Below are 26,935 nucleotides of genomic sequence, written 5' to 3'. Positions count from 1 at the left end.
CATTACTCCGCTGGGCAAGGCGTGGTCCCCTTGCTAGGCCGCGTGCATGACCGCTGCAATCGACCCCGTTGACCTCGCCTCCCGCCTCATCGCCTGCCCCAGCATCACGCCGCAGGAAGCGGGCGCTCTCACCATATTGGGTGAGGCGCTGCAGGAACTCGGTTTCGAGGTACATCGCTTCCTCTCCGGCAGCGCGCCGGACGGACCGGTCGAGAATCTCTTCGCCTCGCGCGGCAGCGGCTCGCCCCATTTCGCTTTCGCCGGTCACATCGACGTCGTTCCCGCGGGCAACGGCTGGACGTCCGACGCCTTTACGCCCCAGATACGCGGCGACCTCCTCTACGGTCGGGGCGCAGTGGACATGAAGGGCGCCATCGCCGCCTTCGTCGCGGCGGCGGCGGACGTGCCGACCCACCGAGGGACGCTAAGCTTCATCATCACCGGCGACGAGGAAGGCCCCGCCGTCTTCGGCACCGCCGCAATCATGGAATGGATGGCGGAACGCTCGATCCGCCCCGACATGATCCTGATCGGCGAGCCGACGTCGGAGCATCGTCTCGGCGACATGGCGAAGATCGGCCGCCGTGGCTCGGTGAACATCTGGATCGACGTCCCCGGCACCCAAGGTCACGTCGCCTACCCGCATCTCGCCGACAACCCGATCGCGCGCCTCGCCCGCATCCTCGCCACGCTCGAAGCCATGCCGCTGGATGACGGCACCGAGTGGTTCCAGCCGTCCAACCTCGAAATCACCGACCTCAGGGTCGACAATCCCGCCTGCAACGTCATCCCGGGCGAGGCCCATGCGCGTCTCAACATCCGCTTCAATGACCGGCAGCGCGGACCCGAACTGGTCGAACGCGTGCGCGACATCGTCGAGGCGCATGCGCCCGGCGCGCGGTTCGAGGCGAAGATCTCGGGCGAGGCTTTCCTGAACGAGCCGGGGCCGCTCTCCGACATGATGACCGACGCCATCCGCGCTGAAACCGGCCTGACGCCGGTCCTTTCGACCAGCGGCGGCACGTCCGACGCGCGCTTCCTCACCCGGCTTTGTCCCTTGATCGAATTCGGCCTTCCGAACGCGACGATGCACAAGCTGGATGAGGCCGTCGCGGTCGACGATCTGAGGACCCTCCGCGCCATTTACAGGCGGATGATCGAGTCGGCCTTGGGCGCCGGCTAGGCGATCCTCGGCAGCCGCGCCGGCGGCAGCATGTGATCACCGATCCAGGCGACGAATTCCGCCTCGCCCATCGGCTCGGCGAAGGCGAAGCCCTGGAGGAGGTCGCAGCCGATCGCCCGCAGCACGTCGCGCTGCTCGGTCCGCTCCACCCCTTCGGCTACGGCCTCGCAGCCGAGGCCGTGGATGAGATGGATGACAGCCGAGACGATCGTACGGGCCCCGTCCGATACGTCGACCCCCTGGACCAACCCCTGATCCAGCTTGATGCGGTCCAACGGCATGTCGTTGAGACGCGACAGGTTCGAATAGCCGGAGCCGAAATCGTCGATGGCGACGGAGGCGCCTTCCTCGCGCAGCGCCGCCAGTTCGCAAAGCGCGGCTTCGTCGCATTTCATGGCGAGGCTCTCGGTGAACTCAAGCTCGAGCAGCCAAGGGGGAGCGCAGGTGTGGGCGAGGGTTTCGCGCAGGCGCTTGAAGAAGTCCGGGCGCTCCAGCTGACGGGGGCTGACGTTGAAGGTCAGCCGCTGAGTCATGCCGGCCGCGCGCCAGCGCTGAAGCGTCGCCGCGGCGGCATCGATCACCCAGTCGCCGATGTCGACCATGAGGCTGCTTTCCTCGGCGACGGCGATGAAGCTGCCGGGAAGCCGCATGCCCTCGGTCGGGTGGTTCCAGCGCAGCAGCGCCTCGGCCGCCAGCACCGAGCCCGTGCGCGCGCAGATCTGCGGCTGGAAGGCAAGCTCGAACTCGCCGCGCGCGAGGGCCTGTCGCAGGGCCTTTTCCGTCATGATCTTCTGCTCGACGGCCGCCGCCATTTCGGGGCGATAGAGCGAGACCCGGGAACGTCCCTTGGCCTTGGCGTCGTACATGGCGGTATCCGCCGCCTTCATCAGGCTGGTGAGATCCTCGCCGTGGCGCGGGCAGATGGCGACTCCGATCGAGGCGCCCATGTCGACGGAGTGCTCGGCGGCGCTATAGGGCTGGCCGATGGCAGCGAGAGCCAGGCCGGCGATCCGTTCGGCCTCCTGCGCGTCCTCCACGGCGGGCAGGAGCAAGGTGAACTCGTCGCCCGCGAGCCGAGCGAGGAGCGGCTGCGGCTCGTGCGCCGGGCGCGCTTCGGCCTTCACCACCTCGCGCAGCCGATTGGCGACCATCGTCAGAACATGATCCCCCAGGGCGTGGCCGAGATTGTCGTTCACTTCCTTGAAGCCGTCCAAGTCGATGAACAGCAGGGCAACCCGCTCACCAGGTCCACGCGTCTTGAGGATGCGGTCGGCCTCGCCCTTGAAATGAATGCGGTTGGGGAGCGCGGTGACGGGATCGTAGAGGGCCATCACATGGACGTTGTCGAGGTTGGAGCGCACCTGGGCGAACAGATTGTCGACCGCGGAGGCAAGGGCTGGCATCTCATGGCGGACCACCGCCGGCGCGGGAGAGGTGAGATCGCCCTTGTCGACGGCAAGCAGGCGGTCGATCAGCGCGCTGACGGCGCGGGCATGCCCACTGTTGGGCCGTTCCGACGCCACCCAGACGATGAGCAGCGCGAACAGCCCCATGGTGAGCGACGCCGCAATCTGTTCGTCGAGGTCGCGCAGCATGATGACGGCGACCAGCGTAAACACAAAGGAGGCGATTCCCGCGAACAGCGAGACCATGAAGTTACTGATTCGCTCCAGCCTGTCCTTCATCGCCCCCCACACAATCCGCCCCGGTCCGTTGCGCATCCGAAATAGTGGATGGCGCATCCACCAGCTTAGTGAGCGAGCCTTAACGTTCCGTCTATCGGACCTTGCGGCGGCGAAGGATGATGTAGAGCGCGCCGGCGCCGCCGTGGCGGGGATGCGCATTGCGGACAGCGGCAATGTCGCCGGCATGGCGCGAGGCCCCCAGCCAATCGCCCACCGCCGCACGGATCGCGCCGCGGGCCACCGGCCGAACAGGCTCCGACGGCGGCTTGCCCGTGATCAGCAGCATCACTCGCGCGCCCATTGCCAGCGCCTGCTCGAGCTTCAGGTCGAGCAGATGATAGGCGGTGGCGAGGTTGTGGCCGTGGAGATCGACGGTGATGTCGGGCTGCACCAGCCCGCGGCCGAGACGCCGGTCCCACGAGTTGTCGAGGGTGACGCCCGGTCCTGTTGTGGACGGCCGGGCCGGGGGAGCGGGCCGCGGCCGCTGGCGAGGAGCCGATTGCGCCGGCGGCGACGCGGCCGACGGCGGTTCATCCTCCGCCGAGGTGGCCGCGCCGTGAGAATGGATGGGACGAACGCTCGCGACCACCTTCTCCCACAGCGCCCGCTCGTCAGCGTTGAGACGCCGCATATTCTGTGTTCAGTCGCGCCACCGTTCCCTTGGGGAGCAGCACATAGGCCTCGCCATTTGCCTGCATGCCGCCGGCAATGCGCTTCGCCTCTTCGCCCGCGCCCCAGAAAGTGTCGAAGCGATTGGCGCCCTTAATCGCGCCGCCCGTATCCTGAGCGATCCACAGGCCCGACGCCTCCGGCTTGTCGACCGCCAGAAAGACGGGCGCGCCGAGCGGCACGAATTTCGGGTCCGCGGCGACGGTCGCCCGCGGCGTCACCGGATGCCCCATCGCTCCGATCGGGCCTGGACCGGTCAGTTCGCGGAAGAAGATATAGCTCTTGTTCTCGCGCATGATGGCGCGGCCTTCCTCGGGATGCTCCCGCAGCCAGGCGACGATACCCTGCATGCTCGTCTGGCCCGGGCCGAGAAGCCCCCGTTCCTTCATCATACGGCCGATGGCGACATATTCGCGGCCATTCTGGCCGGCATAGCCGATCCGCATCACGCCGCCGTCGGGCAGCAGCAGCCGGCCGGAACCCTGAATATGGAGGAAGAAGAGGTCGATCGGATCGGCCGCCCAGGCGATCTCCAGCCCCCGCCCGGCGAGAGCGCCGTCCAATATCTCGGCGCGCTCATAATAAAGCACATAGTCGTCGCCATCGACTCGGCCGCGCCCCGTCTCTCCGGTGAAGGGATTGGCGTCGAGAAGATCATCGGGCTTGGCATAGATGGGCACATCGTAGCCCGGCCTGCGCTCACGCGAACCGAGGATCTGCGGCTCGAAATAACCGGTGGCGAAGGCTTCCCCGGCGCCGACCTCCGCAGCCTCGAAATAGCCCTGGAAGAAAGCCTCGGCCTGGGCCGTCGGCCACTGCTCCGCCGCGGCGCAGGCCGCCGACCAGTCTTCCGGCCGGGTGAGGCCGGACGCGTCGCTCCGCTTCATCAGCGACGGGCAGCTGATCCGGAAGGCGACGAGGGCGTTGCCGGCCGAAGTCGGCGTGATGCCGAGCCCGGAAAGGGCGGGGCCGGCGCTCACGCCCGCGGAAAGGGCGGTATCGGCCGGCGGCGGCGCTGGCGGAGCGGGCTGCCGGGACGGCGGAATGACGGTCGGCGCGCAACTGGCGAGCGCGAGCAGGGCCGCGCCCAAGGCCGAAAAACGCGCCTTCCGCCTGAACTTGTCTATGAAGCCCGAATCCCGCACCGGGCGACTATAACCGCGGGGTTCCGGTCGAGGAAAGGAGAAGCTGGAATTGCGGGCGCCACGGGCGCCGCGAAGTGGCCCTTAAGCTTCGTCGGTCTCGACGAGCAGCCAGTTGGGATCGTCCGAACCCAATGTACGCCGGAAGGTCCAGATGTCGTGCGTCTCGACGGCGTCGCTCATTGAACCGGCGATCACCTCGCCTTCCTGGTTGCGCGTCACCGCCGCGATGTCGGCATCGAAGCGGACCGTGAGGCTGGCCGCGCGGCCGTCGAGCCGGGCTTCCTCGATCATCGCCCGCTCGATCGTGATCAGGCGATTGTCGAGCCTGTAACCCGCCGCCTCCCGCTCGGCGATAGCTTCGGCGAAGGACGCGCGGACATCATCACCGACGAGCTCGACGAGAGTGTCCTGGTCGCCTTTCCAGAAGGCCTCGAGAATCATGCGATAGGCTGCCTGCGCGCCCTCGAGGAAGCGGGCGACGTCGAATGAGGGATCGGCGGCAACGATGGCGCGAATGCCGCCGGCCGCAGACTCCTCATAGACGAGGCCGCTCGCCCGGTTGCGATCCGGCGAGATATCCGTGACGGGAGCGGGCTGGTCGGTGCCGGGCACCGTTTCAGGCCGCGTCACCGGCTGCTGCTCATGGCCGGTGCGGCGACCGAGGACGGCATAGAGGCGCAGGCCCACGAACAAGGCCACCAACGCCAGCAGGACAATCTCCACCGTCACTCATGTCTCTCCAGTAAATCAACGCCTACATAGGGCCGAAGGGTCCGCGATTCAAATGCCGCGTCCGACCGTCTTCGCCAACAGCCCCATGTTGCACGGACGCCCCGCGCCTGCTACCCGCGCGCCAACGGCCGAGGCCTTCGAGTCCGGCGCTTCCTCATATCCGTAAAGGTAACAAAAAAATGGCCGGACAAGAAGGCGTTGTGGGCGGGCAGGATCAGGCTGCAAATGGCGGCGACAAGACCCCGCAGGTCGGCATCGTCTCCCAATATGTGAAGGATCTCTCCTTCGAGAACCCCAATGCTCCGGCGGTCTACCAGTGGCAGGGCCAGCCCAAGATCGACGTCCAGTTCAATATCGGCACCCAGAAAGTGGGCGAGGACGTTCACGAGGTGGTCCTCAAGATCGAGGTCACTGCCCAGGCGGAGGAGCGCAGCGCCTTCCAGGTGGAACTGGTCTATGCCGGCCTTTTCCACCTCCGCAACATCCCCGAGGAGCAGCTGCAACCCTTCCTGCTGGCCGAGGCGCCGCGCCTTCTCTTCCCCTTCGCCCGCCGCATCATCTCGGACGCCGCCGTGGACGGCGGTTTCCCGCCATTGATGCTCGATCCGATCGATTTCGGCGCGCTCTACATGCAGCGTGCGGCGCAACTGCAGTCGGATACGGTCGGGGGTTTGTCCGGGGACGTCGTCGGTCAGGCCTGAACCCAACCGAAGCGGGGGCTGAGGCGCCATGAGCCTTATCAAAGCCACCGGGACGATCGGCGGGCTGACGATGGTGAGCCGCGTCGCGGGTTTTGTCCGCGACATGATGCTGGCCCGCATCCTGGGTCCCGGCGTCGCGTCGGATGCGTTCCTGCTCGCGCTCCAGCTTCCCAACATCTTCCGCCGGCTTTTCGCGGAAGGCGCCTTTTCCGCGGCCTTCGTGCCGATGTTCAGCCGCCGGCTCCATAGCGAAGACGGCCAGGCATCGGCCGAGGAATTCAGCAGCGACGTGTTGTCGGTGTTCGTGCCGCTGCTGATCATCTTCACCGCCCTGTTCGAAATCGCCATGCCGGGCGTCATCTGGGTGATGGCGAGCGAATATCAGGAGATTCCCGGCAAGTTCGATCTCACCGTCGCGCTGACGCGGATCACCTTTCCCTACATCCTGCTCATCAGCCTGGTTTCCCTGCTGACCGGCATCCTCAACTCGCTGTCGCGCTTTGCGCCCGGCGCGTCCTTTCCGATCCTGCTCAACCTGGCGCTGATCGTGGGCCTGCTCCTCGGCGATCAGATGCGCGGCGAGACGGGCAACGACGCGCTCGTCGCCTACATATTGGCGTTCGCGGTCGCAGGCGGCGGGATCCTTCAGCTCCTCTGGCTGTGGGTCTGGACGCACCGGGCCGGCGTTCGCCTCCGCATCCGGCGTCCGAAGCTTACGCCCGAGGTGAAGGAGCTCGGCATCATCATCCTTCCCGCCGTGTTCGGCGCGGGCGTTTACCAGGTGAACCAGTTCGTCCAGCTCTTCTTCGTGACGCGGCTGCCGAACGGCTCCCTGAGCTACCTGAACTTCGCCGACCGGCTGAACCAGCTTCCACTCGGCATCATCGGCATTGCGCTCGGCACCGCCATCCTTCCCATGCTCTCGCGCTATATCGGGACCGAGGATCGCAAGGGTGCGGACCGGATCCAATCCAATGCCATCGAGTTGGCGATGCTGTTGACCCTTCCCGCCGCCGCCGCGCTCGCGGTGTGTGCGGGCCCCTTCGTCAACGCCTTCTTCCTCGGCGGCCGCTTCAGCGCGCTCGATGCCAGCATCACCGCCAGCGTCGTGGTGGCGCTGGTCGCCGGTCTGCCCGCCTATGTGCTGATCAAGGTCCTCACCCCCGCCTATTTCGCCCGCAAGGATACGAGAACGCCGGTTTGGGCCGCGGTGGCGGCGCTGCTCGTCTTCATCCTGTTCAACCTCGTCTTCATCGAGCGGTTCGGCATTGTCGGCCTCGCCGGCGCGACGGCGGCCGGCGCCTGGCTCAACAGCCTCGTTCTTTATGCGATACTGGTCCGGCGCGACCATTATAGGATCGATCCTGTGCTCGGCGGCCGGCTGCTTCGCCAGGTCGCCGCCACGGCGGCGATGGTGGCCGCGCTGTGGCCGCTGCGCCAATGGCTGTGGCCCTGGTTCTCGGGCTCGATCCCGGAGCGCACGCTCGCCATAGGCGCCCTGATCGGCACCGGCGCCCTGGTCTATTTCGGAGTCGCCTTGATGATCGGCGCCATCGACAAGGAGAAAATTGCCATGTTCAAGCGTCGAAAGGCGACCGCCTGATGCGCGTCGTTTCTGGTATCCAGCCGACAGGCAATCCGCATCTCGGCAACTATCTTGGCGCCATCAAGCGCTGGACCGAGATGCAGCACGAGTCCGAGTGCCTGATCTTCCTCGCCGATCTCCACGCGATCACCGTCTATAACGAGCCGGCGCAGCTCGCCGCGACCATCCGCGAGGCGGCGGCGACCCTGATCGCCTGCGGCATCGATCCCGACAAGGCCATTCTGTTCAATCAGGCGCGCATTCCCGCACACGCCGAGCTCGCCTGGCTCCTCAACTGCACGGCAAGGGTCGGCTGGCTCAACCGGATGACGCAATTCAAGGAGAAATCGGGCAAGAACCGCGAGGGCGCGAGCGTCGGTCTCTACGCCTATCCGGTGCTGCAAGCGGCCGACGTCCTCCTCTACCAGGCGACCCACGTTCCGGTCGGCGAGGACCAGAAGCAACATCTGGAGCTGGCCCGCGACATCGCGACGAAATTCAACACCGACTATGGCGTCGATCTCTTCACGCTGCCCGAGCCGCTGATCGGCGATACCGCGGCGCGGATCATGTCGCTTCGCGACGGCTCGGCGAAAATGTCCAAGTCCGATCCCTCGGACATGAGCCGGATCAATCTCATCGACGACAGCGACACGGTCGCCCAGAAGATCCGCAAGGCGAAGACCGACCCGGAGCCGCTTCCGGATACCGTCGATGGACTCGAAGCCCGGCCCGAGGCGCGCAACCTCGTCGGCATCTATGCGGCTCTCGCCGGGCGCGACATGAAGGACGTCCTCCAGGAATTTGCCGGCCAGGGCTTCGGCGCCTTCAAGCCGGCGCTGGCGGAGCTGACGGTCGAGACGCTGCGTCCGATCAAGGCGCGGCTGGACGAGCTGATGGCTCATCCGCAAGAGATCGATAGGATACTGGAACAGGGGTCGACCCGCGCGGCATCACTGGCGCAACCGACTCTGGACGGCGCCTATAAGGCATTGGGATTGCCCAACAAACGCTGACACCGCTTGTCGCCCTTCAGCAACCGTTCAGCGGCGTGGTGATAAGGCAAGCGCTTGTGTAAAGTGTAATCCTTGTTCCGAAAGGCGCCCCTTCAATGTCGCTTTCCAAGAAATTCCTCGCCCTCGCCGCGCCCGTGGCGCTGCTGACGCTGAGCGCCTGCGCGACCGGCTTTCCCGCCCAGGTCTCGCGCTTCCAGGCAATGCCGGCGCCGCAAGGGCAGAGCTTCGTCATCCAGGCCGCCAATCCGGAGGACCGGGGCGGGCTGGAGTTCTCGCAATATGCCGACCTGGTTCGTCGTAATCTCCTTGCCGAGGGCTATAGCGAGGCGCCCTCACCCGATGCCGCCACGCTGCTCGTGACGCTCGATTACGGCGTCGACAATGGCCGCACGGCGGTTCGCACCTACCCATCAAGCCGCTTCGGCTATGGCGGCTTCTACGATCCCTTCTATTCGCGCTGGGGCTATTTCGGCCATCGTGCCCATCCCTTCTATTATGGGTGGCACGACCCCTTCTGGTATCGGCCGCTCGCCTATGACGTGGACACCTATACCGTCTATACGAGCTTCGTGGACATGGACATAAGGCGCACCGCCGACGGCCAGTCGGTGTTCGAGGGAACGGCCCAGGCGCGCTCCCGCACGAACGAACTGCCTGTGCTCGTCCCGAACCTCGTCGAGGCGATGTTCACGGGCTTCCCGGGCCGTTCGGGCGAAACGGTGAAGATCACCGTTCCGCCGCCCCAAGACCGCTGACCGCCATCGTCATTGCGAGCGAAGCGAAGCAATCCAGACCGGCGCAGAACTGGGTTGCTTCGTCACTTCGCTCCTCGCAATGACGAGGGCTATTTTCTTCCTGACAAAAAGAAGGGGAGGAACGGGCGACCGTCCCTCCCCTTCCCATTGGGCCCCCCGCCCTAACTTTCCAACTGGCGCGTCAGAAGGCGGATATCGGCGTCGAGCTCGGCATCGCTCTGCCGCAATTTCTCGATCTGGCGGACGGCGTGGATCACGGTCGTGTGATCGCGCCCGCCGAAGCGCCGTCCAATTTCGGGCAGCGACCGAGGTGTCAACTGTTTGGATAAGTACATCGCCACCTGGCGCGGCCGGGCGACCTCGCGGGCGCGGCGAGCCGAAGTCATCTCCGCCTTGCGGATACGATAATGATCGGACACGCGGGTCTGGATCTCGTCGATCGAGATGCGGCGCTGATGGGCGCGCAGGATATTGGCAAGCACCTCGTTGCAGAAATCGAGATCGATCGTCCGGCCGCTCATCATCGCATAGGCGGCGATCCGGTTGAGCGCGCCCTCCAGCTCGCGGACGTTGGAGCTGATCCTCTTGGCGAGGAACATCACCACTTCCTGCGGCACCGCGACGCCCGGAAGCGATTCCAGCTTCTTGATGATGATGTTGAGGCGAAGCTCGAGGTCGGCCGCGTTGATGTCGGCGACGAGACCCCAGGAGAGGCGCGAGAGGATGCGCGGCTCGATGCCGTCCAGATCCTGAGGTGCGCGATCGGAGCTGATCACCAGCCGCCGTCCGGCCGAGATGATCTCGTTCATCGTGTGGAAGAATTCTTCCTGGGTCGATTCCTTGCCGGCGATGAACTGGACGTCGTCGATCATCAGCAGGTCGGCGGAGCGGAGCTGCTGCTTGAACTGGATCGTCTCGTTGGCGCGCAGGGCCGCAACGAATTCGACCATGAACTTCTCGGCCGACATGTAGACGACCTTGGCGCCCGGCCGGCGCGCGCGAAACTCATGCCCGATGGCATGCAGCAGGTGCGTCTTGCCGCGACCGGTGCCGCCGTGAAGGAACAGCGGATTGAAGGCGACATTCTCTGCCGTGGCGAGGGTGCGGGCGGCGTTGAAGGCGACTTCGTTGGCCTTGCCGACGACGAAGGTGTCGAACCGATAGCGGGATTCCAGCGATGCCGAATAGAGCCCGTCCCCTTCATCGGCTTCGGAAGTCGGCTCCGGCGCGGCCGGGATTTCAGCGAGTGCGGCGGTGCGCTGGGCAGCGGCGCCGACGCCGATGCTGACATGGCGGACGGCGGGCAGGAGCGACCGCCAGGCGAGCAGGAGTCGCTCCGCGAAATGGGTTTGCACCCAGTCGGCCATGAACTGGGAGGGGAGTTCCAGCCTCACGGTTCCGCAATCCGGATCGAATCCGGCCAATGCGATCGGCCGAAGCCAGCCGTCGAACGTCCGCGCGCCGCAATCGCGGCGAAGGCCGGCCCGGATTTGCTCCCATGCGGCCGCGACCGGATCGGCGACGTCCTTCTGGTTTGCAAAAGCTGCCCCGCTGGCCGGCGTCTGTTTCACGCGAGCACCCCCTCCGTCTCTGCCGCTCGTGGCGGCTTTTCAATGGCAAACGAACTCCCCCCACGGCTGACACCCTGTGCCGCCGACTCGGTACGCCGTTATGCCGTCTTGCTCCGTCGGGATTCGTCCGTCGGAATGGACGTTGTAGGAAATGGATCAGCGCCCGATCAACGGTGAAAATTTAACGCAGGTGAAATAAAGGCTGTTGACACGCAAAAGAGCGGCTGGCGCGGAAAACCGCCGATTTTCGCGGCTTTTCAAGGTCTTCAAATTGTAACCCGACTGTAACGAAAAAACGCGAATCGCGGGGAATCCTAGGGGTTCGATCTTCGTTCGCTTGGACATGAAAAAACCCGCCGATCCAGGATCGGCGGGCTATCATGTTTCAGTCCGGGAAAAGAGCTCAGCCGAGCGCCGCGACCCGCTTTGACAGGCGAGAAATCTTCCGCGCCGCGGTGTTCTTGTGGACGACGCCCTTGGCGACGCCGCGAGCCAGCTCAGGCTGCACCTTCTGGAAGGCGGCCTTGGCCTGATCCTTGTCGCCGGCGGCGAGGGCGGCCTCGACCTGCTTGACGAAGGTGCGGATGCGGCTGACGCGCGCGCCGTTCACCTCCGCCCGGCGATTGTTGCGGCGGATGCGTTTCTTTGCTTGCGGCGTATTCGCCATCGTCAGTGCCTCATATCGGTAAAATGAAAACGGCGCGGAATCGGGCCGCACCGGTCAGGCGCGCTCTCTACGCATCCAGAGGCGGATGGTCAACCGCCTAGCGCTGGCATCGGGCGCAATAGAAGGTCGAGCGGCCGCTGTCGGTCCGCCGGCGAATCATCGCGCCGCACGAACAGGCGTCCCCTTCCCTTCCGTAGACGCGCCACTGGCTCGAGAAATAGCCGAGATCCCCGTTGGGCCGGGCATAATCGCGAAGGGACGAACCGCCCGCGTCGATCGCAGAGACCAGCACCGCTTTCACCGCGTCCACCAATGCGACAAGTCGGGTCTTCGATATTCGCCCCGCGGCGCGGCTCGGCGCGATCTTCGCCATGTGGAGCGCCTCGCAAACATAGATGTTGCCGAGCCCCGCCACGATGCGCTGATCGAGGAGGAGTGCCTTGATCGGCGCGATTCGACCCTCGAGGGCCCTTGACAGATAGGACGCCGAAAAGGCGTCGCTCAGCGGCTCCGGGCCCATTTTGGCGAAGGCTGGGAATCTCGCCAACCTCTCCGTCGGCACGAGATCGATCGATCCGAAGCGGCGCGGGTCGTTGAGGGCGAGCCGCCTCCCCTCGTCGGTCTCAAGCAGGAGGTGGTCGTGCGCGCCGATCTCCTGTGGGTCGATCCTCCATTTGCCCGACATGCCGAGGTGGAAGATCATCGTGTCGCCGCGATCGGTATCGATGAGGCCATATTTTGCGCGCCGCCCTAGCCCCGTCACCTGGGCACCGGTCAGTCGCTGGCGAAGGTCCGGCGGGAAGGCGTAGCGCAGGTCCGCCCTTCGCGCTTCGATCGACACCAGCCGCCGCCCTTCCAGAACGGGAACAAGTCCTCGGACCGTGGTTTCGACTTCCGGAAGCTCAGGCATGTCGTTTCGGCATGAGATCGTGGCTGCACATCATGCACAACCCCTGCTAGAGGCTCGCGCCATGGACAAGTTTTCTTTCGGTTACGAGGACGTTCCCCCGGAGGAAAAGACGCGGCGGGTGCGCGGCGTCTTCTCGAACGTCGCCTCGCGCTACGACCTGATGAACGATTTCATGTCGGCCGGCATGCACCGCATCTGGAAGAATCAGTTCGTGGCCAAGCTGAAGCCCAGGGCCGGCCAACACATCCTCGACATGGCCGGCGGCACCGGCGACATCGCCTTTCGCATCGCCGAGCGGGGCGCGCAGGTGACGGTCGCGGACATCAATCCCGAGATGCTCGCCGTCGGCCGCGAACGCGTGAAACGACGCGGCATTGAAGGCCTGCTCTGGGCCGAGGAGAATGCCGAGGCGCTGAGCTTCCCCGATCAGACGTTCGATGCCTATACCATTGCCTTCGGCATTCGGAACGTGACGCATATCGACAAGGCGTTGGCCGAGGCGTACCGTGTGCTCCGCATCGGCGGCCGCTTCCTGTGCCTCGAATTCTCGACGACCACCTGGCCCGGGTTCAAGCAACTCTACGACCGCTACAGCCACGACGTCGTGCCGAAGATCGGCAAGGCGGTGGCGCGCGACGAGGACAGTTATCGCTACCTCGTCGAGTCCATCCGCCGCTTCCCCGACATGCCGACCTTCAAGCGGATGATCGAGGCGGCCGGCTTTGCCCAGGTGACCGTGGATCCGATTCTCGGCGGTGCAGTCGCCATCCATAGCGGCTGGAAGACGTGATGCGCTCCAGCGTGTCGCGCCCCGGCTTTCGCCGGGGCACATCGTCATGACCTCTCCCGCCATCCATATCTGGCGGCTCCTCAAATGGGGTCGGGTGCTGGCGCGCCACGGCGCGCTGCGCGGCATCGAGCACGACATCAACACGCCCGCCCCCGTCCGTCGGCTCGCCCGGATCGCCCGCTTCGGCGCGCGCGTGCCGAAGGTGCCGACCTATGGCGAGGCGTTCCAGGAGCTCGGTCCGGCCGCCATCAAGTTCGGCCAGGCGCTGGCGACCCGGCCCGATCTCGTCGGCGAGGAAGCCGCGCACGACCTTCAGCTCCTCCAGGACCGACTGCCGCCAGCCCCCTTCGAGCAGATCAATGCCTCGATCGAGCAGGCGCTGGAAAAGCCCGTCGATCAGCTCTTCCTGGAGATCGACCCCGAGCCGATCGGCGCCGCCTCGATCGCCCAGGTCCACCGTGCCGTCACCACCGACGGCCGCCATGTCGCGGTGAAGGTGCTCCGCCCCAATATCGAGGAGGATTTCGCCCGCGCCATCGACACCTATGAGTGGGCCGCCGCGCAGGTCGAGGCGATGGGCGGGGAAGCGGCGCGGCTCCGCCCCCGCCTCGTCGTTGCGACATTCCGCCAGTGGACCTTGCGCGAACTCGACCTTCGCCGCGAGGCGGCCTCCGCCTCGGAGCTTCGCGAGGGGATGGAGGCCGAGAGCGGCTTCTACGTTCCGCAGATCGACTGGACCCGTACGGCCCGGCGGGTGATGACGCTCGAATGGATCGACGGCATCAAGCTCACGAACCGCCAGGCTCTCATCGACGCCGGCCATGACCTCAAGGAACTCGCGGCGATCCTTGTCCGCGCTTTCCTGCGCCAGGCGGTGGTCGACGGCTTCTTCCACGCCGACCTCCACCAGGGCAATCTCTTCGCTCTCCCCGACGGCCGCCTCGCTGCCATCGATTTCGGCATCATGGGCCGGATCGACCGCCAAGCGCGAGTGTGGCTAGGCGAGATCCTCTACGGCCTCATCACCGGCAATTACCGGCGCGTCGCCGAGATCCATTTCGAGGCGCAATATGTCCCGCCTCACCACAGCGTCGAGGAATTCGCCACCGCCCTCCGCGCCGTCGGCGAGCCGATCCGCGGCCTGCCGGTCAAGGAGATTTCGGTCGCCCAGATGCTGGACGGCCTGTTCACCATCACGCGCGATTTCGACATGCCGACGCAGCCCCACCTGCTGCTTCTGCAGAAGACGATGGTGATGGAGGAAGGCGTTGCTACCGCCCTCGATCCCGACATCAACATGTGGGAGACGAGCGAGCCGTTCCTCCGCGAATGGCTGCGAAGCGAAATGGGCCCCGAGGCCGCCGTCGCCGACGCGCTGATCCGGAACTTCCGCACCCTGCGCAGGCTCCCCGACCTCATCCGGCGCATCGAACTCCATTATCCCGCGCCAGGCGCCGCCCCACCCCCGCCGCCGCTTCCCGACATCGTCGTCGTCCAGCCGATGCGCGTTTGGCGCTATCTGCTGACCGCCGCAGTCGCCGCCGCGACTGGCGCCGGGGCCGTGTGGCTCCTAAGTTGAAGAGATGCGGGGAAAACGCGTCCTCCTCATCGTCGGCGGCGGCATCGCCGCGTACAAGAGCTGCGAGCTCGTTCGGCTGATCCGAAAGGCCGGCGGCGAAGTCACCTGCGTGCTGACGGAGGGCGGACAGCAGTTCGTGACGGCCATGACGCTCGCGGCGCTCTCCGAGAACAAGGTTTATACGAGCCTGTTCGATCTCAAGGACGAGGTCGAGATGGGGCACATCCAGCTCTCGCGGGCGGCAGACCTGGTCGTCGTCTGCCCGGCCACCGCCGATCTGATGGCGAAGATGGCCGCCGGCATCGCCGACGATCTCGCCACCACATTGCTCCTCGCCACCGACAAGCCGGTCCTGGCCGCGCCCGCCATGAACGTGCGCATGTGGCAGCATGCGGCGACCATGCGCAACGTCGCCCAGCTCCGCCGCGACGGCATCACCGTGCTGGAGCCGGACGAGGGCGACATGGCCTGCGGCGAATATGGCCCGGGGCGGCTACCGGAGCCGGAACGCATCCTCGCGGCCATCGATCAGCAAGTCTCCGGTCGGACTGAGCGGACAAGTGCGGGAAAGCTGGCGGGCCGCCACATCATCGTCACCGCCGGGCCCACGCATGAGCCGATCGATCCTGTCCGCGTCATCGCCAATCGTTCTTCAGGCAAGCAGGGTTTCGCCATCGCCGGCGCGCTGGCTGGCTTGGGCGCGCGGGTGACGCTCATTGCTGGGCCGGTTAGCCTGCCCACCCCTGCCGGCGTGGACCGGAGCGATGTCGAGACCGCGCGCGAGATGGAGGCCGCTGTCGCCGCGGCCCTGCCCGCCGATGCCGCCGTCTTGGTCGCTGCGGTTGCCGACTGGCGGGTCGATGCCGCCGCGTCCAAGCTCAAGAAGCGCGACGGTCCCCCGTCCCTCAGCTGGCACCCAAATCCCGACATCCTCGCCGGCCTCGCTGGCCGCCCCGATCGCCCGCGCCTTATCGTCGGCTTCGCGGCCGAAACCGACAATGTCGTCGCCGAAGCGCAGGCCAAGCGTGCCCGCAAGGGCTGCGACTGGATCATCGCCAACGACGTCTCCGGCGACGTCATGGGCGGCGAGAATAACGCCATCCACCTCATCACCGAAACGGGCGTCGAAAGCTGGGACCAAGCGCCCAAGCAGGAGGTTGCCCGCCGCCTTGCCGACAGGATTGCCGATGCACTCGATTGAAATCGAAGTAAAACGCCTGCCCCACGCAGAGGGCCTTCCGCTTCCCTCCTACGCCACCGAACATGCCGCCGGCCTCGATGTGGTCGCCGCCGAGAGCCTAACGCTCGCCCCTGGCGCGCGCCATGCTGTCGCCACCGGCTTCGCCATCGCCATCCCGCACGGCTACGAGGTGCAGGTGCGGCCGCGCTCCGGGCTCGCGCTGAAGCACGGCATCACCTGCCTCAACACGCCCGGCACGATCGACAGCGACTATCGCGGCGAAGTGAAGGTGATCCTCGCCAATCTGGGCTCCGAGCCGTTCGAGATCGCGCGCGGGGAGCGCATCGCCCAGCTCGTCCCCGCCCCTGTCCAGCGTGCTGTCTTCGCCGAGGTGGCGGAGCTCGACGACACGGCGCGCGGTGCCGGGGGCTTCGGCTCGACCGGCCGGTGACGCTCACCGATCTCCAGCTCGACCGCTACGCCCGTCACATCGTGCTGCGCGAGGTCGGCGGCGAAGGGCAGAAACGACTGCTGTCCGCGCATATGGCGGTGATCGGTGCGGGCGGCATCGGCTCGCCCGTCATCCAGTATCTCGCCGCTGCCGGCGTCGGCCGCCTGACCATCATCGACGACGATGTGGTGAGCCTTTCCAACCTCCACCGCCAGACCCTGTTCGCGACCGCGGACGTGGGCGCGCCGAAGGCCGAACGCGCCGCCGCCGTCGCCACGGGCCTCAATCCCGACGTTGACGCGCGCGCCGTCCGCCAGCGTATCATGCCCGCCAATGCGGCGGCGCTGCTGGACGGCGCGGATATCGTGATCGACGGATCGGACAATTTCGCGACGCGGCTCGCCGTCGCGGACGCGTGCGTGGCCTTGCGAATCCCGCTCGTCTCCGCGTCGATCGGGCAGTTCCAGGGCCAGATCGGCACCTTCCGCGGCTGGGAGCCGGACCAGCCCTGCTACCGCTGCTTCGTCGGCGACGCCTTCGACTCCGATGATTGCGACAGTTGCTCGGAACTCGGCGTGCTGGGGGCGATACCGGGCATCATGGGAAGCTGGGCCGCCATGGAAGCGATCCGCCACATCGTAGACTTCGGCCCGGACGCGGCGGGCAAGCTCCACATCTTCAACGGAATAACCCCCGCAATGCGCACGGTGCGCATCACCAAGGACCCCGCCTGCAAGACCTGCGGGAAGCCCTCCTAGGCCGCTACGATCCTATCGCGGAACCATTGGGCGAGATTGTCTTCGGAAACTTCACCCGCGGCCAGACCGAGCATCACTGCGATAGCGTCAGCCGGGTCGAACTCCAGAGCTTGGCCGTTAAGCCGCAGGAACAGGCGCGCGAGGACCCAGGTGGTTCGCTTGTTGCCGTCTACGAAGGGATGATTGCGAGCGACTCCAAAGGCGTAGCTCGCTGCCAACGCCGCGAAGTCGGGCTCGCCATAGTTCCAGCTGTTCACCGGACGGGCAAGCGCAGACTCGAGCATTCCAATGTCCCGGAGTCCGGCTCCGCCGCCATGCTCCGCTAGCTGGCGATCATGGATCGCAAGGGTCAGATCGAGATCGATCCAGTCTGGCTGATCGCCTGTGGCGTCGCTCACTTAGAAAGCACGCGAAGGATGTCCCGATCGGACCTCATGATATCCTCCGCGGCCGCCATCTTACGTTCGAAGTCGGGATCTGATGGTGTCAGCCTATACCCGCCTTCCGGCGCCTCGCTCAGAAACAACGCATCTCCCTGCCCCACGCGGAGTCGCGCGAGGACTTCCTTCGGGAGGATAACGCCGGTCGAGTTGCCGATCGGTATGAGCTTCAGCGGCTTGTTCATACGCCTGTTATAACATTTAAGGCGCGATCATCCAAGCCAACGAAGTTCAGGACTGCCCGCCGGCCTCACCTATGCCGAGCAGCTCGATCGTGAACAGCAGGGTCGCGCCGCCGGGGATGGGGCCCTTCCCCTTGGCGCCGTAAGCCAGGGGGTATGGAATGGCGAATTCGTAGGTATCGCCGACCGTCATCAGCGGCACGCCTTCCTGCCATCCTTTGATGAGCTTGGGCAGCGGGAAGGTGGTGGGCTCGCCGCGCGAGACGGAGCTGTCGAACTCGGTGCCGTCGATCAAGCGGCCCGTATAGTGGATCGTGACCGTGTCGGTGGGGCTCGGGCGGGCATCCCCCGGTCCTTCCTTGACGCGGCGGTAGCGGAGGCCGCTGGCCGTCGAAGCCCACCCCTCCTCGCTCTTGAGCTCCATGAGGTAGAGCGCCTGCGCGTTATGCCATTCCGCATCATGCTTCGGCGCCTGCGCCACCGCCAGCGCGGAGACGAGGCCGGCGGCACCGACGACGGCCAGCATGGTCTTGAACCCTGTCATATTCGCCCCTTCACTTCTTCTTGGCGCCGGTCTTCTTTGCGGGCGCCTTCTTCGCGGCCGCCTTTTTGGGAGCCGCCTTCTTGGCCGGCGCCTTCTTCCGGCCTTTCTTCGCCGGCCCCTTGGCGGCGCGATCGTCGATCAGCTGAGCGGCTTCCTCCAGGGTCAGCTGATCGGGCGCGATCGTCTTCGGCAGGGTCGCGTTGGTCGTGCCGTCGGTCACGTAAGGACCGTAGCGGCCTTCCATCAGCTTGATCTCCGCCTCGGTCCGGGGATGAGGCCCAAGCACCTTCAGCGGCTCGCGCGATCCGCGCGCCTGGCCCCGGCTGTTCGCCGCATCCGCCAGCTTAGCGACCGCGGCGTTCATGCCAGTCTCGAACACCTCGGCGGTGGAGCCGAGCTTCGCATATTTGCCCTCATGGGCGAGATAGGGCCCGTACCGGCCGATGCTGGCCGTAATCGGCTGGCCCGTCTCCGGATGGTTACCGATCGTCCGCGGGAGCGACAGGAGCTTCACGGCCAGGTCGAGATCGAGCTCGCCCGCGTCCCTCGGGATCGAGGATCTCTTGGCCTCCTTGCCGCTCCCCATCTCGATATAGGGTCCGAACCGGCCGCTCTTGCGGGTGATGTCCTCGCCGGTCTGGGGATGCTGGCCCAAAATCTCGGGACCGGTGTCTTCGGCGACGCCCTCCCCGCCCTGGGCGAAGCGGCGGGTGAACTTGCATTCGGGATAGTTGGAGCAGGCCACGAAGGCGCCGAAGCGGCCGCCGCGCAACGCGAGCCGCCCCTCGCCGCAGGCCGGGCAGAGGCGCGGATCGGAGCCGTCGGCCTTGGGCGGGAACAGGAAGGGCGCAAGGAACTCGTCGAGCGCCGCGGTTATGTCCGACGGCTTCTGCTCCATGATCTCGGCCGTCTTGGGCTTGAAGTCGCGCCAGAAGGCTTCGAGCACCTTCTGCCAGTCCGCCCGGCCGCCGGAGATATCGTCCAGCTCCTCCTCGAGCCCTGCGGTGAAATCATAGGAGACGTAGCGCTCGAAGAAGCGCTCCAGGAACGCGGTCAGCAGGCGCCCGCTTTCGGCCGGGAAGAAGCGGTTCTTCTCGACCGTGACGTAATCGCGATCCTTCAGCGTCTGGAGCGTCGCGGCATAGGTGGAGGGACGGCCGATGCCCAGCTCCTCCATCTTCTTGACCAGGCTCGCCTCGGAATAGCGCGGCGGCGGCTGGGTGAAATGCTGCTCGGCATGGACGGCCTTCTTGGCCGGTGCGTCGCCTTCCTTGAGGCGCGGCAGGCGGCGGCTCTCCTCGTCCTGCTCGTCGTCGCGGCCCTCCTCGTACAAGGCGAGGAAGCCGGGGAAGAGGACGACCTGGCCGGTGGCGCGCAGCGCCGTCTGGCCCGTTCCGTCGACCATCTCGACCGTCGTGCGCTCCAGCCGCGCGGAAGCCATCTGGCTCGCCAGAGCGCGCTTCCAGACGAGGTCGTAGAGCCGGGCATGATCGCCCGAGCCGGCCCGGTCGCGGCTGAAATCCGTCGGGCGGATGGCCTCGTGCGCCTCCTGCGCATTCTTGGCCTTGGTCTGGTAATGGCGCGGCTTGTCCGGCACGTAGCCGGCGTCATAGCGGCTCGCCACGGCCTTGCGGGCCGCGGAGATCGCCTCTTCGGCCATCTGCACGCCGTCGGTCCGCATGTAGGTGATGGCGCCGTCCTCGTAGAGCTGCTGGGCGATGCGCATCGTGTGGCTCGCCGAGAAACCGAGCTTGCGCGCCGCTTCCTGCTGCAGAGTCGAGGTGGTGAAGGGCGGCGGGGGATTGCGGGTGAGCGGCTTGGTCTCGACCGTCTGGACGGTGAACCGGCCGGCCTCGACCGCGGCCTTGGCGGCCATCGCCGTGCCTTCGTCGCCGATGCTGAGCCGATCGAGCTTCTCGCCCTTGTAGCGGACGAGACGGCCGAGGAACTCGGTGCCGTCCGCCTCCAGCGTGGCGGAGACGCTCCAATATTCCCGCGCGCGGAACATCTCGATCTCGCGCTCGCGATCGACGATCAGACGCAGCGCTACCGATTGGACCCGCCCGGCCGATTTGGCGCCGGGCAGCTTGCGCCACAACACCGGCGACAGGGTGAAGCCCACCAGATAATCCAGCGCCCGGCGGGCGCGATAGGCGTCGATCAGATCCTCGTCGAGCGCGCGGGGCTTGGCCATCGCATCGCTCACGGCGGATTTGGTGATGGCGTTGAAGGTGACGCGCTCGACATGGGCCGGCAGCGCCTTTCGCTTCTGAAGCACTTCCTGAACATGCCAGCTGATCGCCTCGCCCTCTCGATCAGGGTCGGTGGCGAGGATCAGGCTGTCGGCCTTCTTGGCCTCATCGGTAATGGCCTTCAGCTGCTTCGCCTTGTCGCCATAGGTCTCCCATTCCATGGCGAAGCCCTGGTCCGGGTCGACGGAGCCGTCCTTGGGCGGCAGGTCGCGCACATGGCCGTAGGAGGCGAGGACGCGATAGCCGCCCCCCAGATATTTTTCGATGGTCTTGGCCTTGGCGGGCGATTCGACGACGACAAGCTTCATAAACGGTTCAACAGGTCCTTCATGCGTGTACGCGTAGGGTGGTGATGCGGGCGAGCCGGCGTCAAGCGGATTTCAGCCGGCGAGACTCACCCTGCCGCCGGCGTGACGCTCGAGCCGTCCGCCCAGTTCCAGCTCGAGCAGGATCGTCTGCACGATCGCGGGCGCGAGCCCCGACTGGCGCAGGATCTCATCGACCGGGACGGCCGTGGGGCTGAGCAGACCCAGCACGGCGCGGCGCTCCGCGTCGCCGACGCTCGGATCGGAGACTTGCCCTTCATAGACCGCTCGCCGCTGCGCTACCGGGCGGAGGTGGAAGGGCCGGATCGTCTCCAGCACGTCGTCGGCATTCTGGATCAGGATGGCGCCTTCGCGGATCAGTTGATTGCAGCCCTGCGCGCGAGGATCGAGCGGCGATCCCGGAACGGCCATCACGTCGCGGCCGAACTCCGCCGCATAGCGCGCCGTGATCAGCGAGCCCGATTTCGGCGCCGCCTCGACCACCACCGTGCCCAGCGCCAGCCCGGCGATGATCCGATTGCGATAGGGGAAATGGCGGGCCCGCGGCTCCGTCCCCGGAGGTTGCTCCGCGACGAGCAGGCCGCGCTCGGCGATCGCCGCCTGCCGCTCCGCATTTTCGGGGGGATAGACGACATCGATTCCGCCGGCGATGACCGCGACGGTGCCGCCGTCCAGCGCTCCGTCATGCGCCGCCGTGTCGATGCCCCGCGCCAGGCCCGAGACGACGACCACCCCCGTCTCGCCAAGATCTCGCGCCAGCGCCCGCGCGAAGCGGCAGGCCGCCGCGGACGCGTTGCGCGCACCCACCACCGCAATCGCCGGCTTGTCGAGGAGCGTCGAGTGGCCCTTCACAACGAGCGCGGGGGGCGCCGTCTCCAACTCGGCCAGAAGCGGCGGATAGAGTCCTTGTCCCAGGAAGAGGTAGCGCGCACCCAGCGCTTCCACCGTCTCCATCTCCCGCTCGATCGCTGCGCGGGGAGCGAGCTTCGGCGCGCGTCCGCCGCCGCGTGCCGCGAGATCCGGGATCGCGTCGAGCGCCGCGCTCGCCGAACCGAAGCGCGCGAGCAGCTGAGAATAGGTGATCGGGCCGATATTGTCGGAGCGGATCAGCCGCAGCCGCGCGATCTGGTCTTCCGACGCGGACCGCTCAAGCATCCTTGGTGCCGCCAACCCGCGGCTCGGTGCCGGCCATCAGCCGCTCCACATTGGCGCGATGCTTCCAGATGACGAGCAGCGCCATCCCGAGATAGAGCAGCGCCAGATCGAAGCGCAGGAAAGCCGCGGCCGCGACCGGCGCCATCAGCGCGGCCGACATTCCCGCGACCGAGGAGAAACGCGTCAGCGAAAGCGTCCCCAGCCACAGCGCGGCGAAGAAGATCGACGACTCCCAATGCAGCGCCGCCATCAGGCCGAAGAAGGTCGCCACGCCCTTGCCGCCCTTGAAGCGAAGCCAGATCGGATAGAGATGGCCGACGAGCGCGGCCAGCGCCGCCATCTGCTCGTGGCCCGGAAACAGCTCCCGCACGATGATGACCGCGACCGCCCCCTTGGCGCCATCCAGCAGCAGGGTCAGCGCCGCCAGTTCCTTGCGGCCCGTGCGCAGCACGTTGGTCGCGCCGATATTGCCAGAGCCGATCGAACGCAGGTCCCCCGCTCCGCCGAGCCGCGTCAGCAGGACGCCGAAAGGGATCGATCCCAAAATATAGCCGAGCAGCAATGACAGAAGCGGCGCGGCCCACGTTTCGACTGTCACGGAACAATCCCCCGAAAGCTTCAGCCTACCAGCAAATCACGCCCGCGCAAGAATTTGGATTAATGAGGTTTATTGGGAAGCGGTTGCGCCCCTCATAGGCCCCGTTAAAGAAACCGGCATGACAGGCGCACGACCGCTCCTCATTTTCGACTCGGGTGTGGGCGGCCTCTCCGTGCTGCGGCCGATCCGCGCCCTGCTGCCCATCGCGCCGATCGTCTACGCAGCGGACAATGCCGGCTATCCCTATGGCATCAAAAGCGAAGCCGAGATCGCCGCCCGTGTGCCGGCCCTGCTCGGGCGGCTGTCGGAGCGGTTCGATCCCGAGCTGATCGTCATCGCCTGCAATACCGCATCCACCATTGCCCTGGATGCCGTTCGGGCCGCGTTGGACGTTCCCATCGTCGGCACCGTGCCGGCCATCAAGCCGGCCGCGGCGCTCTCGAAGAGCCGCGTCATCGGCGTGCTCGGCACCGAGGCGACGGTACGCCAGCCTTATGTCGACCGCCTCACCGAGGAATTCGCGTCCGACTGCCAGGTTTTGCGCCACGGGTCGGCCGAGCTGGTCGAGCTTGCCGAGGCGAAGCTGCGCGGCGAGGCCACCCCTCGGGAAGCTTATTCCCGCATATTGGAAGGTCTCTTCTCCCAGATCCATGGCGACCGGCTGGACGCGATCGTCCTTGCCTGCACGCATTTTCCGCTGGTCGAGGCAGAGCTAGCCACTGCGACGCCGCACCCCGTCGCCTTCGTCCATGGCGCCGAGGGCATTGCCCGCCGGACGGCTTGGCTGACGCGGCACCATGCCTGGCCGGACGGGCCAACCGAAGGCGTCGCCCTGTTCACCCGCCGGTCCACCGACATCGAGGCTTACCGAAAAGGGTTGATTTCCTACGGCCTAGGTCGCATCGAGACCCTGTAGCGGGACTGTTGCGAGCCGTTCTCACTGGCCTTTCGCACCCCTGATCCGTTAAGGACGGCCGAGCACCGGGAGCTATTGAAGTGGATTATCAGCGCATCTTCGCGCAGGCCATTGATCGGCTGCATGCCGAGGGCCGGTATCGCGTATTCATCGACATATTGCGCAACCGCGGCTCCTTTCCGGACGCGCGCTGCTTTGCCGGGCATAACGGGCCGAAGCCGATCACGGTGTGGTGCTCGAACGACTATCTCGCCATGGGCCAGCATCCTTCTGTGATCGCGGCGATGGAAGAGGCGCTGCACGATGTCGGCGCCGGCGCCGGCGGCACCCGCAACATCTCGGGCAATACCCATTATCATGTCGAGCTGGAGGCCGAGCTTGCCGACCTGCACGGCAAGGAAGCCGGGCTCATCTTCACCTCGGGCTACATCTCCAACGAGGCGACGCTGTCGACCCTCGGCAAGCTGCTCCCCGGCTGCGTCATCTTCTCCGACGAACTCAACCACGCCTCGATGATCGCCGGCATCCGCAACTCGGGCTGCGAGAAGCGGGTGTTCCGCCACAACGACGTCGCTCACCTAGAGGAACTGCTCGCCGCCACGCCGGCGGAGCTGCCCAAGCTCATCGCGTTCGAGAGCGTCTATTCGATGGACGGCGACATCGGCCCGATCGAGGCGATCTGCGACCTCGCCGACAAATACAACGCCATCACCTATCTCGACGAGGTCCACGCCGTCGGCATGTACGGCGCGCGGGGCGGCGGCATCTCGGAGCGCGACGGCCTCGCCCATCGCCTCACCATCATCGAGGGCACCTTGGGCAAGGCGTTCGGCGTGATGGGCGGCTATATCGCCGCCGACAAGAACATCGTCGACGTGGTGAGGAGCTACGCGCCCGGCTTCATCTTCACCACCTCGCTGTCGCCGGTGCTGGTCGCGGGCGCGCTCGCCAGCGTCAAGCACTTGAAGCAGTCCTCGGCGGAGCGCGAGGGTCAGCAGGCCGCCGCCGCCAGGCTCAAGGCGATCTTCGCCGAAGCGCACCTGCCGGTGATGAACTCGACCACCCACATCGTGCCGCTGATGGTCGGCGATCCGGTCAAGGCCAAAAGGATCAGCGACATCCTGCTCGCCGAATATGGCGTCTATGTGCAGCCGATCAACTTCCCCACCGTCCCGCGCGGCACCGAGCGCCTCCGGTTCACGCCCGGCCCGGCCCACACCGAAGCGATGATGCGCGAACTCGCCAGCGCGCTCGTCGAAATCTGGGACCGCATGGAGATGAAGCTCGCCGCCTGAGGCGCAATATCCTGTGGCATTCGCACCTCCCTTCCCCTAGAGGCTGGGCCTCAACCTAGGAATGGAGACTCGCGCGTGGCCGATCGCATCGCCATCGCTTCCGATCATGCCGCCATCGAGATGAAGGCGGCTCTTGCCGAGCATATGCGCGGCCTCGGCCATGAGGTGATCGACCTCGGTCCCGAAGGCGCCACCTCGGTCGACTATCCGGATTATGGCTACAAGCTCGCCGAGGCGATCGCCTCCGGCGCAGCGACGAAGGGCGTCGCCATCTGCGGCTCCGGCATTGGGATTTCGATCGCCGTCAACCGCCACCCCGCCGCCCGCGCCGCGCTCGTCTCCGAGCCGCTCTCAGCGCGCCTCGCGCGGGAGCATAACGACGCCAACGTCCTCGCCATGGGCGCCCGCCTCACCGGCATCGAGATGGCCAAGGAATGCGTCGACGTCTTCCTCTCGACGGCCTTCGGCGGCGACCGCCACCAGCGCCGGGTCGAGAAACTCTCCAACCCCAGTTTCGCGAAGGAAAACGCATGAGCAGCCGCCCCGCCAACGACCTCCACGACGTGCAGCCGGCCGGCTTCTTCACCGAGACGCTGCGGGGTGCCGACAGCGCGGTTGCCGATGCGATCGCCGCCGAGCTCGACCGCCAGCAGAACCAGATCGAGTTGATCGCCTCCGAGAACATCGTCTCCAAGGCGGTGCTGGAAGCCCAAGGCTCCGTCCTCACCAACAAATATGCCGAAGGCTATCCGGGTCGCCGCTACTACCAGGGCTGCGCCCCGTCCGACTCGGTCGAAACGCTGGCCATCGAGCGCGCCAAGCAGATGTTCAATTGCGGCTTCGCCAACGTCCAGCCCCATTCGGGTGCGCAGGCGAACGGCGCCGTCATGCTGGCGCTGACCAAGCCCGGCGACACCATCCTCGGCATGTCCCTGGACGCCGGCGGCCACCTCACCCACGGCGCCAAGCCCGCCATGTCGGGCAAGTGGTTCAATGCGGTCCAGTACGGCGTGCGCCCCGACGATCACCTGATCGACTTCGACCAAGTCGAGACGCTCGCCAGGGAGCATAAGCCCAAGCTCATCATCGCCGGGGGCTCGGCTTATCCGCGCCACATCGACTTCGCCCGCTTCCGCGCCATCGCCGACGAGGTGGGTGCGCTGCTGATGGTCGACATGGCCCATTTCGCCGGCCTCGTCGCCGCGGGCGAGCATCCGACGCCGTTCGGCCACGCCCATGTCGTCACCACCACCACCCACAAGACGCTGCGCGGCCCCCGCGGCGGCATGGTGCTGACCGACGATGAAGCCATCGCCAAGAAGATCAACTCGGCCGTCTTCCCGGGCCTCCAGGGCGGCCCGCTGATGCACGTCATCGCCGCCAAGGCCGTCGCCTTCGGCGAAGCACTGCAGCCCGAGTTCAAGACCTACGCCAAGGCCGTGATCGAGAATGCCAAGGCGCTCGCCGGCAAGCTCAAGGAGCGCGGCGCCGACCTAGTCGCCGGCGGCACCGACACGCATCTCGCCCTCATCGACCTGCGCCCGCTCGGCGTTACCGGCAAGGACGCGGACGAAGCGCTGGAGCGCTCGGCGATCACCTGCAACAAGAACGGCATCCCCTTCGACCCGCTGCCCCCGATCAAGACCAGCGGGATCCGCGTCGGCTCTCCGGCTGGCACCACCCGCGGCTTCGGCGTCGCCGAGTTCCGCGAGATCGGCGACATGATCGCCGACGTGCTCGACGGCCTGCGCGACAAGGGCGAGCATGGCGATCCGGCCGTGGAAGCCGACGTCAAAGCGCGGGTGCGCGCGCTCTGCGCCCGTTTCCCGATCTACCCGTAAACGGAACGA

The 26,935-nt window shown here is 66.4% G+C and carries 27 protein-coding genes; 14 read left to right on the top strand and 13 right to left on the bottom strand.

Features of this window, described 5'->3' with window-relative positions:
* The first annotated feature begins 46 nt into the window (after positions 1–46).
* Positions 47–1,183 carry a succinyl-diaminopimelate desuccinylase gene (gene dapE / locus DF286_RS11070; RefSeq protein ID WP_109271485.1) on the top strand — a complete coding sequence of 379 codons (1,137 nt, stop codon included), beginning with the start codon at positions 47–49 and terminating at the stop codon, positions 1,181–1,183.
* On the opposite strand, the gene DF286_RS11065 is transcribed toward dapE, so the two are convergent.
* The 4 genes from DF286_RS11065 to DF286_RS11050 all read right to left on the bottom strand — a co-directional run bounded on the left by DF286_RS11065 (position 1,180) and on the right by DF286_RS11050 (position 5,411).
* Positions 1,180–2,868: a putative bifunctional diguanylate cyclase/phosphodiesterase gene (locus DF286_RS11065; protein WP_158274669.1), complete on the bottom strand. Its 1,689-nt coding sequence runs from the start codon at positions 2,866–2,868 to the stop codon at positions 1,180–1,182. The two genes, dapE and DF286_RS11065, sit on opposite strands and share 4 nt — an antisense overlap.
* Before the next feature lie 91 nt (positions 2,869–2,959).
* Positions 2,960–3,499, bottom strand: a complete 540-nt coding sequence (locus tag DF286_RS11060) for a Smr/MutS family protein (RefSeq protein WP_109271483.1) — start codon at positions 3,497–3,499, stop codon at positions 2,960–2,962.
* Entirely contained in the window at positions 3,480–4,628 is a 1,149-nt protein-coding gene (gene mltA, locus DF286_RS11055) for a murein transglycosylase A (RefSeq protein ID WP_243444804.1), read from the bottom strand. Before mltA ends, DF286_RS11060 begins: the two co-directional genes overlap by 20 nt.
* A 135-nt stretch (positions 4,629–4,763) precedes the next feature.
* Positions 4,764–5,411, bottom strand: coding sequence for a Tim44/TimA family putative adaptor protein (locus DF286_RS11050; protein WP_109271482.1), 648 nt, complete (start codon positions 5,409–5,411; stop codon positions 4,764–4,766).
* A gap of 182 nt (positions 5,412–5,593) precedes the next feature.
* Between DF286_RS11050 and secB the strand changes: the two genes are divergently transcribed.
* From secB to DF286_RS11030, 4 genes are all read left to right on the top strand, one after another.
* The gene (gene secB, locus DF286_RS11045) at positions 5,594–6,115 is read left to right on the top strand and encodes a protein-export chaperone SecB (RefSeq protein WP_109271481.1); all 522 of its coding nucleotides are present in this window, start codon (positions 5,594–5,596) and stop codon (positions 6,113–6,115) included.
* A gap of 28 nt (positions 6,116–6,143) precedes the next feature.
* Positions 6,144–7,718 (top strand): murein biosynthesis integral membrane protein MurJ, encoded by a 1,575-nt coding sequence (gene murJ, locus DF286_RS11040; protein ID WP_109271480.1) that lies wholly within the window; start codon positions 6,144–6,146, stop codon positions 7,716–7,718.
* The gene (gene trpS / locus DF286_RS11035; protein ID WP_109271479.1) at positions 7,718–8,716 is read left to right on the top strand and encodes a tryptophan--tRNA ligase; all 999 of its coding nucleotides are present in this window, start codon (positions 7,718–7,720) and stop codon (positions 8,714–8,716) included. Before murJ ends, trpS begins: the two co-directional genes overlap by 1 nt.
* A gap of 95 nt (positions 8,717–8,811) precedes the next feature.
* Positions 8,812–9,471: a DUF4136 domain-containing protein gene (locus DF286_RS11030; protein WP_109271478.1), complete on the top strand. Its 660-nt coding sequence runs from the start codon at positions 8,812–8,814 to the stop codon at positions 9,469–9,471.
* 161 nt (positions 9,472–9,632) lie between these two features.
* On the opposite strand, the gene dnaA is transcribed toward DF286_RS11030, so the two are convergent.
* The 3 genes from dnaA to mutM all read right to left on the bottom strand — a co-directional run bounded on the left by dnaA (position 9,633) and on the right by mutM (position 12,619).
* Positions 9,633–11,042 carry a chromosomal replication initiator protein DnaA gene (dnaA, locus tag DF286_RS11025; protein WP_109271477.1) on the bottom strand — a complete coding sequence of 470 codons (1,410 nt, stop codon included), beginning with the start codon at positions 11,040–11,042 and terminating at the stop codon, positions 9,633–9,635.
* A gap of 403 nt (positions 11,043–11,445) precedes the next feature.
* Complete coding sequence (gene rpsT / locus DF286_RS11020) at positions 11,446–11,709, bottom strand: 30S ribosomal protein S20 (RefSeq protein WP_109271476.1); 264 nt, start codon at positions 11,707–11,709, stop codon at positions 11,446–11,448.
* 97 nt (positions 11,710–11,806) lie between these two features.
* A complete protein-coding gene (gene mutM, locus DF286_RS11015) occupies positions 11,807–12,619 on the bottom strand; it encodes a bifunctional DNA-formamidopyrimidine glycosylase/DNA-(apurinic or apyrimidinic site) lyase (protein ID WP_109271475.1) in 813 nt (270 codons plus the stop codon).
* Positions 12,620–12,680: 61 nt separating this feature from the next.
* Here mutM and ubiE point away from each other — a divergent pair, with 61 nt between their 5' ends.
* The 5 genes from ubiE to DF286_RS10990 are packed head-to-tail and all read left to right on the top strand — an operon-like array spanning position 12,681 to position 17,377.
* Entirely contained in the window at positions 12,681–13,409 is a 729-nt protein-coding gene (gene ubiE, locus DF286_RS11010) for a bifunctional demethylmenaquinone methyltransferase/2-methoxy-6-polyprenyl-1,4-benzoquinol methylase UbiE (protein WP_109271474.1), read from the top strand.
* A gap of 46 nt (positions 13,410–13,455) precedes the next feature.
* Positions 13,456–14,988: a 2-polyprenylphenol 6-hydroxylase gene (gene ubiB, locus DF286_RS11005; protein WP_109271473.1), complete on the top strand. Its 1,533-nt coding sequence runs from the start codon at positions 13,456–13,458 to the stop codon at positions 14,986–14,988.
* Between the two features lie 4 nt (positions 14,989–14,992).
* Positions 14,993–16,189, top strand: a complete 1,197-nt coding sequence (coaBC, locus tag DF286_RS11000) for a bifunctional phosphopantothenoylcysteine decarboxylase/phosphopantothenate--cysteine ligase CoaBC (RefSeq protein ID WP_109271472.1) — start codon at positions 14,993–14,995, stop codon at positions 16,187–16,189.
* The gene (gene dut / locus DF286_RS10995; protein WP_109271471.1) at positions 16,176–16,619 is read left to right on the top strand and encodes a dUTP diphosphatase; all 444 of its coding nucleotides are present in this window, start codon (positions 16,176–16,178) and stop codon (positions 16,617–16,619) included. Before coaBC ends, dut begins: the two co-directional genes overlap by 14 nt.
* A complete protein-coding gene (locus tag DF286_RS10990; protein ID WP_109271470.1) occupies positions 16,616–17,377 on the top strand; it encodes a HesA/MoeB/ThiF family protein in 762 nt (253 codons plus the stop codon). Before dut ends, DF286_RS10990 begins: the two co-directional genes overlap by 4 nt.
* Here the strand turns inward: DF286_RS10990 and DF286_RS10985 are convergent.
* The 6 genes from DF286_RS10985 to plsY form a co-directional block, all read right to left on the bottom strand.
* Positions 17,374–17,775, bottom strand: coding sequence for a type II toxin-antitoxin system death-on-curing family toxin (locus DF286_RS10985; RefSeq protein ID WP_109271469.1), 402 nt, complete (start codon positions 17,773–17,775; stop codon positions 17,374–17,376). The genes DF286_RS10990 and DF286_RS10985 overlap by 4 nt on opposite strands.
* Entirely contained in the window at positions 17,772–18,002 is a 231-nt protein-coding gene (locus DF286_RS10980; protein WP_109271468.1) for an AbrB/MazE/SpoVT family DNA-binding domain-containing protein, read from the bottom strand. Before DF286_RS10980 ends, DF286_RS10985 begins: the two co-directional genes overlap by 4 nt.
* Before the next feature lie 46 nt (positions 18,003–18,048).
* Positions 18,049–18,543, bottom strand: a complete 495-nt coding sequence (locus DF286_RS10975) for an FKBP-type peptidyl-prolyl cis-trans isomerase (protein ID WP_243444803.1) — start codon at positions 18,541–18,543, stop codon at positions 18,049–18,051.
* A gap of 10 nt (positions 18,544–18,553) precedes the next feature.
* Positions 18,554–21,103 (bottom strand): type I DNA topoisomerase, encoded by a 2,550-nt coding sequence (topA, locus tag DF286_RS10970; protein WP_109271467.1) that lies wholly within the window; start codon positions 21,101–21,103, stop codon positions 18,554–18,556.
* A gap of 72 nt (positions 21,104–21,175) precedes the next feature.
* Entirely contained in the window at positions 21,176–22,276 is a 1,101-nt protein-coding gene (gene dprA / locus DF286_RS10965; protein ID WP_109271466.1) for a DNA-processing protein DprA, read from the bottom strand.
* Complete coding sequence (gene plsY, locus DF286_RS10960) at positions 22,269–22,874, bottom strand: glycerol-3-phosphate 1-O-acyltransferase PlsY (protein WP_243444802.1); 606 nt, start codon at positions 22,872–22,874, stop codon at positions 22,269–22,271. The genes dprA and plsY overlap by 8 nt, the downstream gene beginning before the upstream one ends.
* Positions 22,875–22,992: 118 nt before the next feature.
* Between plsY and murI the strand changes: the two genes are divergently transcribed.
* The 4 genes from murI (at position 22,993) to DF286_RS10940 (ending at position 26,926) form a co-directional block, all read left to right on the top strand.
* Positions 22,993–23,790 (top strand): glutamate racemase, encoded by a 798-nt coding sequence (murI, locus tag DF286_RS10955; protein WP_109271464.1) that lies wholly within the window; start codon positions 22,993–22,995, stop codon positions 23,788–23,790.
* Between the two features lie 80 nt (positions 23,791–23,870).
* The gene (gene hemA / locus DF286_RS10950) at positions 23,871–25,085 is read left to right on the top strand and encodes a 5-aminolevulinate synthase (RefSeq protein WP_109271463.1); all 1,215 of its coding nucleotides are present in this window, start codon (positions 23,871–23,873) and stop codon (positions 25,083–25,085) included.
* A gap of 75 nt (positions 25,086–25,160) precedes the next feature.
* Positions 25,161–25,619 (top strand): ribose 5-phosphate isomerase B, encoded by a 459-nt coding sequence (gene rpiB / locus DF286_RS10945; RefSeq protein ID WP_109271462.1) that lies wholly within the window; start codon positions 25,161–25,163, stop codon positions 25,617–25,619.
* A complete protein-coding gene (locus tag DF286_RS10940; protein ID WP_109271461.1) occupies positions 25,616–26,926 on the top strand; it encodes a serine hydroxymethyltransferase in 1,311 nt (436 codons plus the stop codon). The genes rpiB and DF286_RS10940 overlap by 4 nt, the downstream gene beginning before the upstream one ends.
* Positions 26,927–26,935: the final 9 nt, after the last annotated feature.

It is taken from the genome of Sphingosinicella humi (genome assembly GCF_003129465.1).
Lineage (GTDB): Bacteria > Pseudomonadota > Alphaproteobacteria > Sphingomonadales > Sphingomonadaceae > Allosphingosinicella > Allosphingosinicella humi.
Note: the sequence above shows the minus strand (reverse complement) of the source record. Positions and strands in the feature narration are given on the sequence as shown.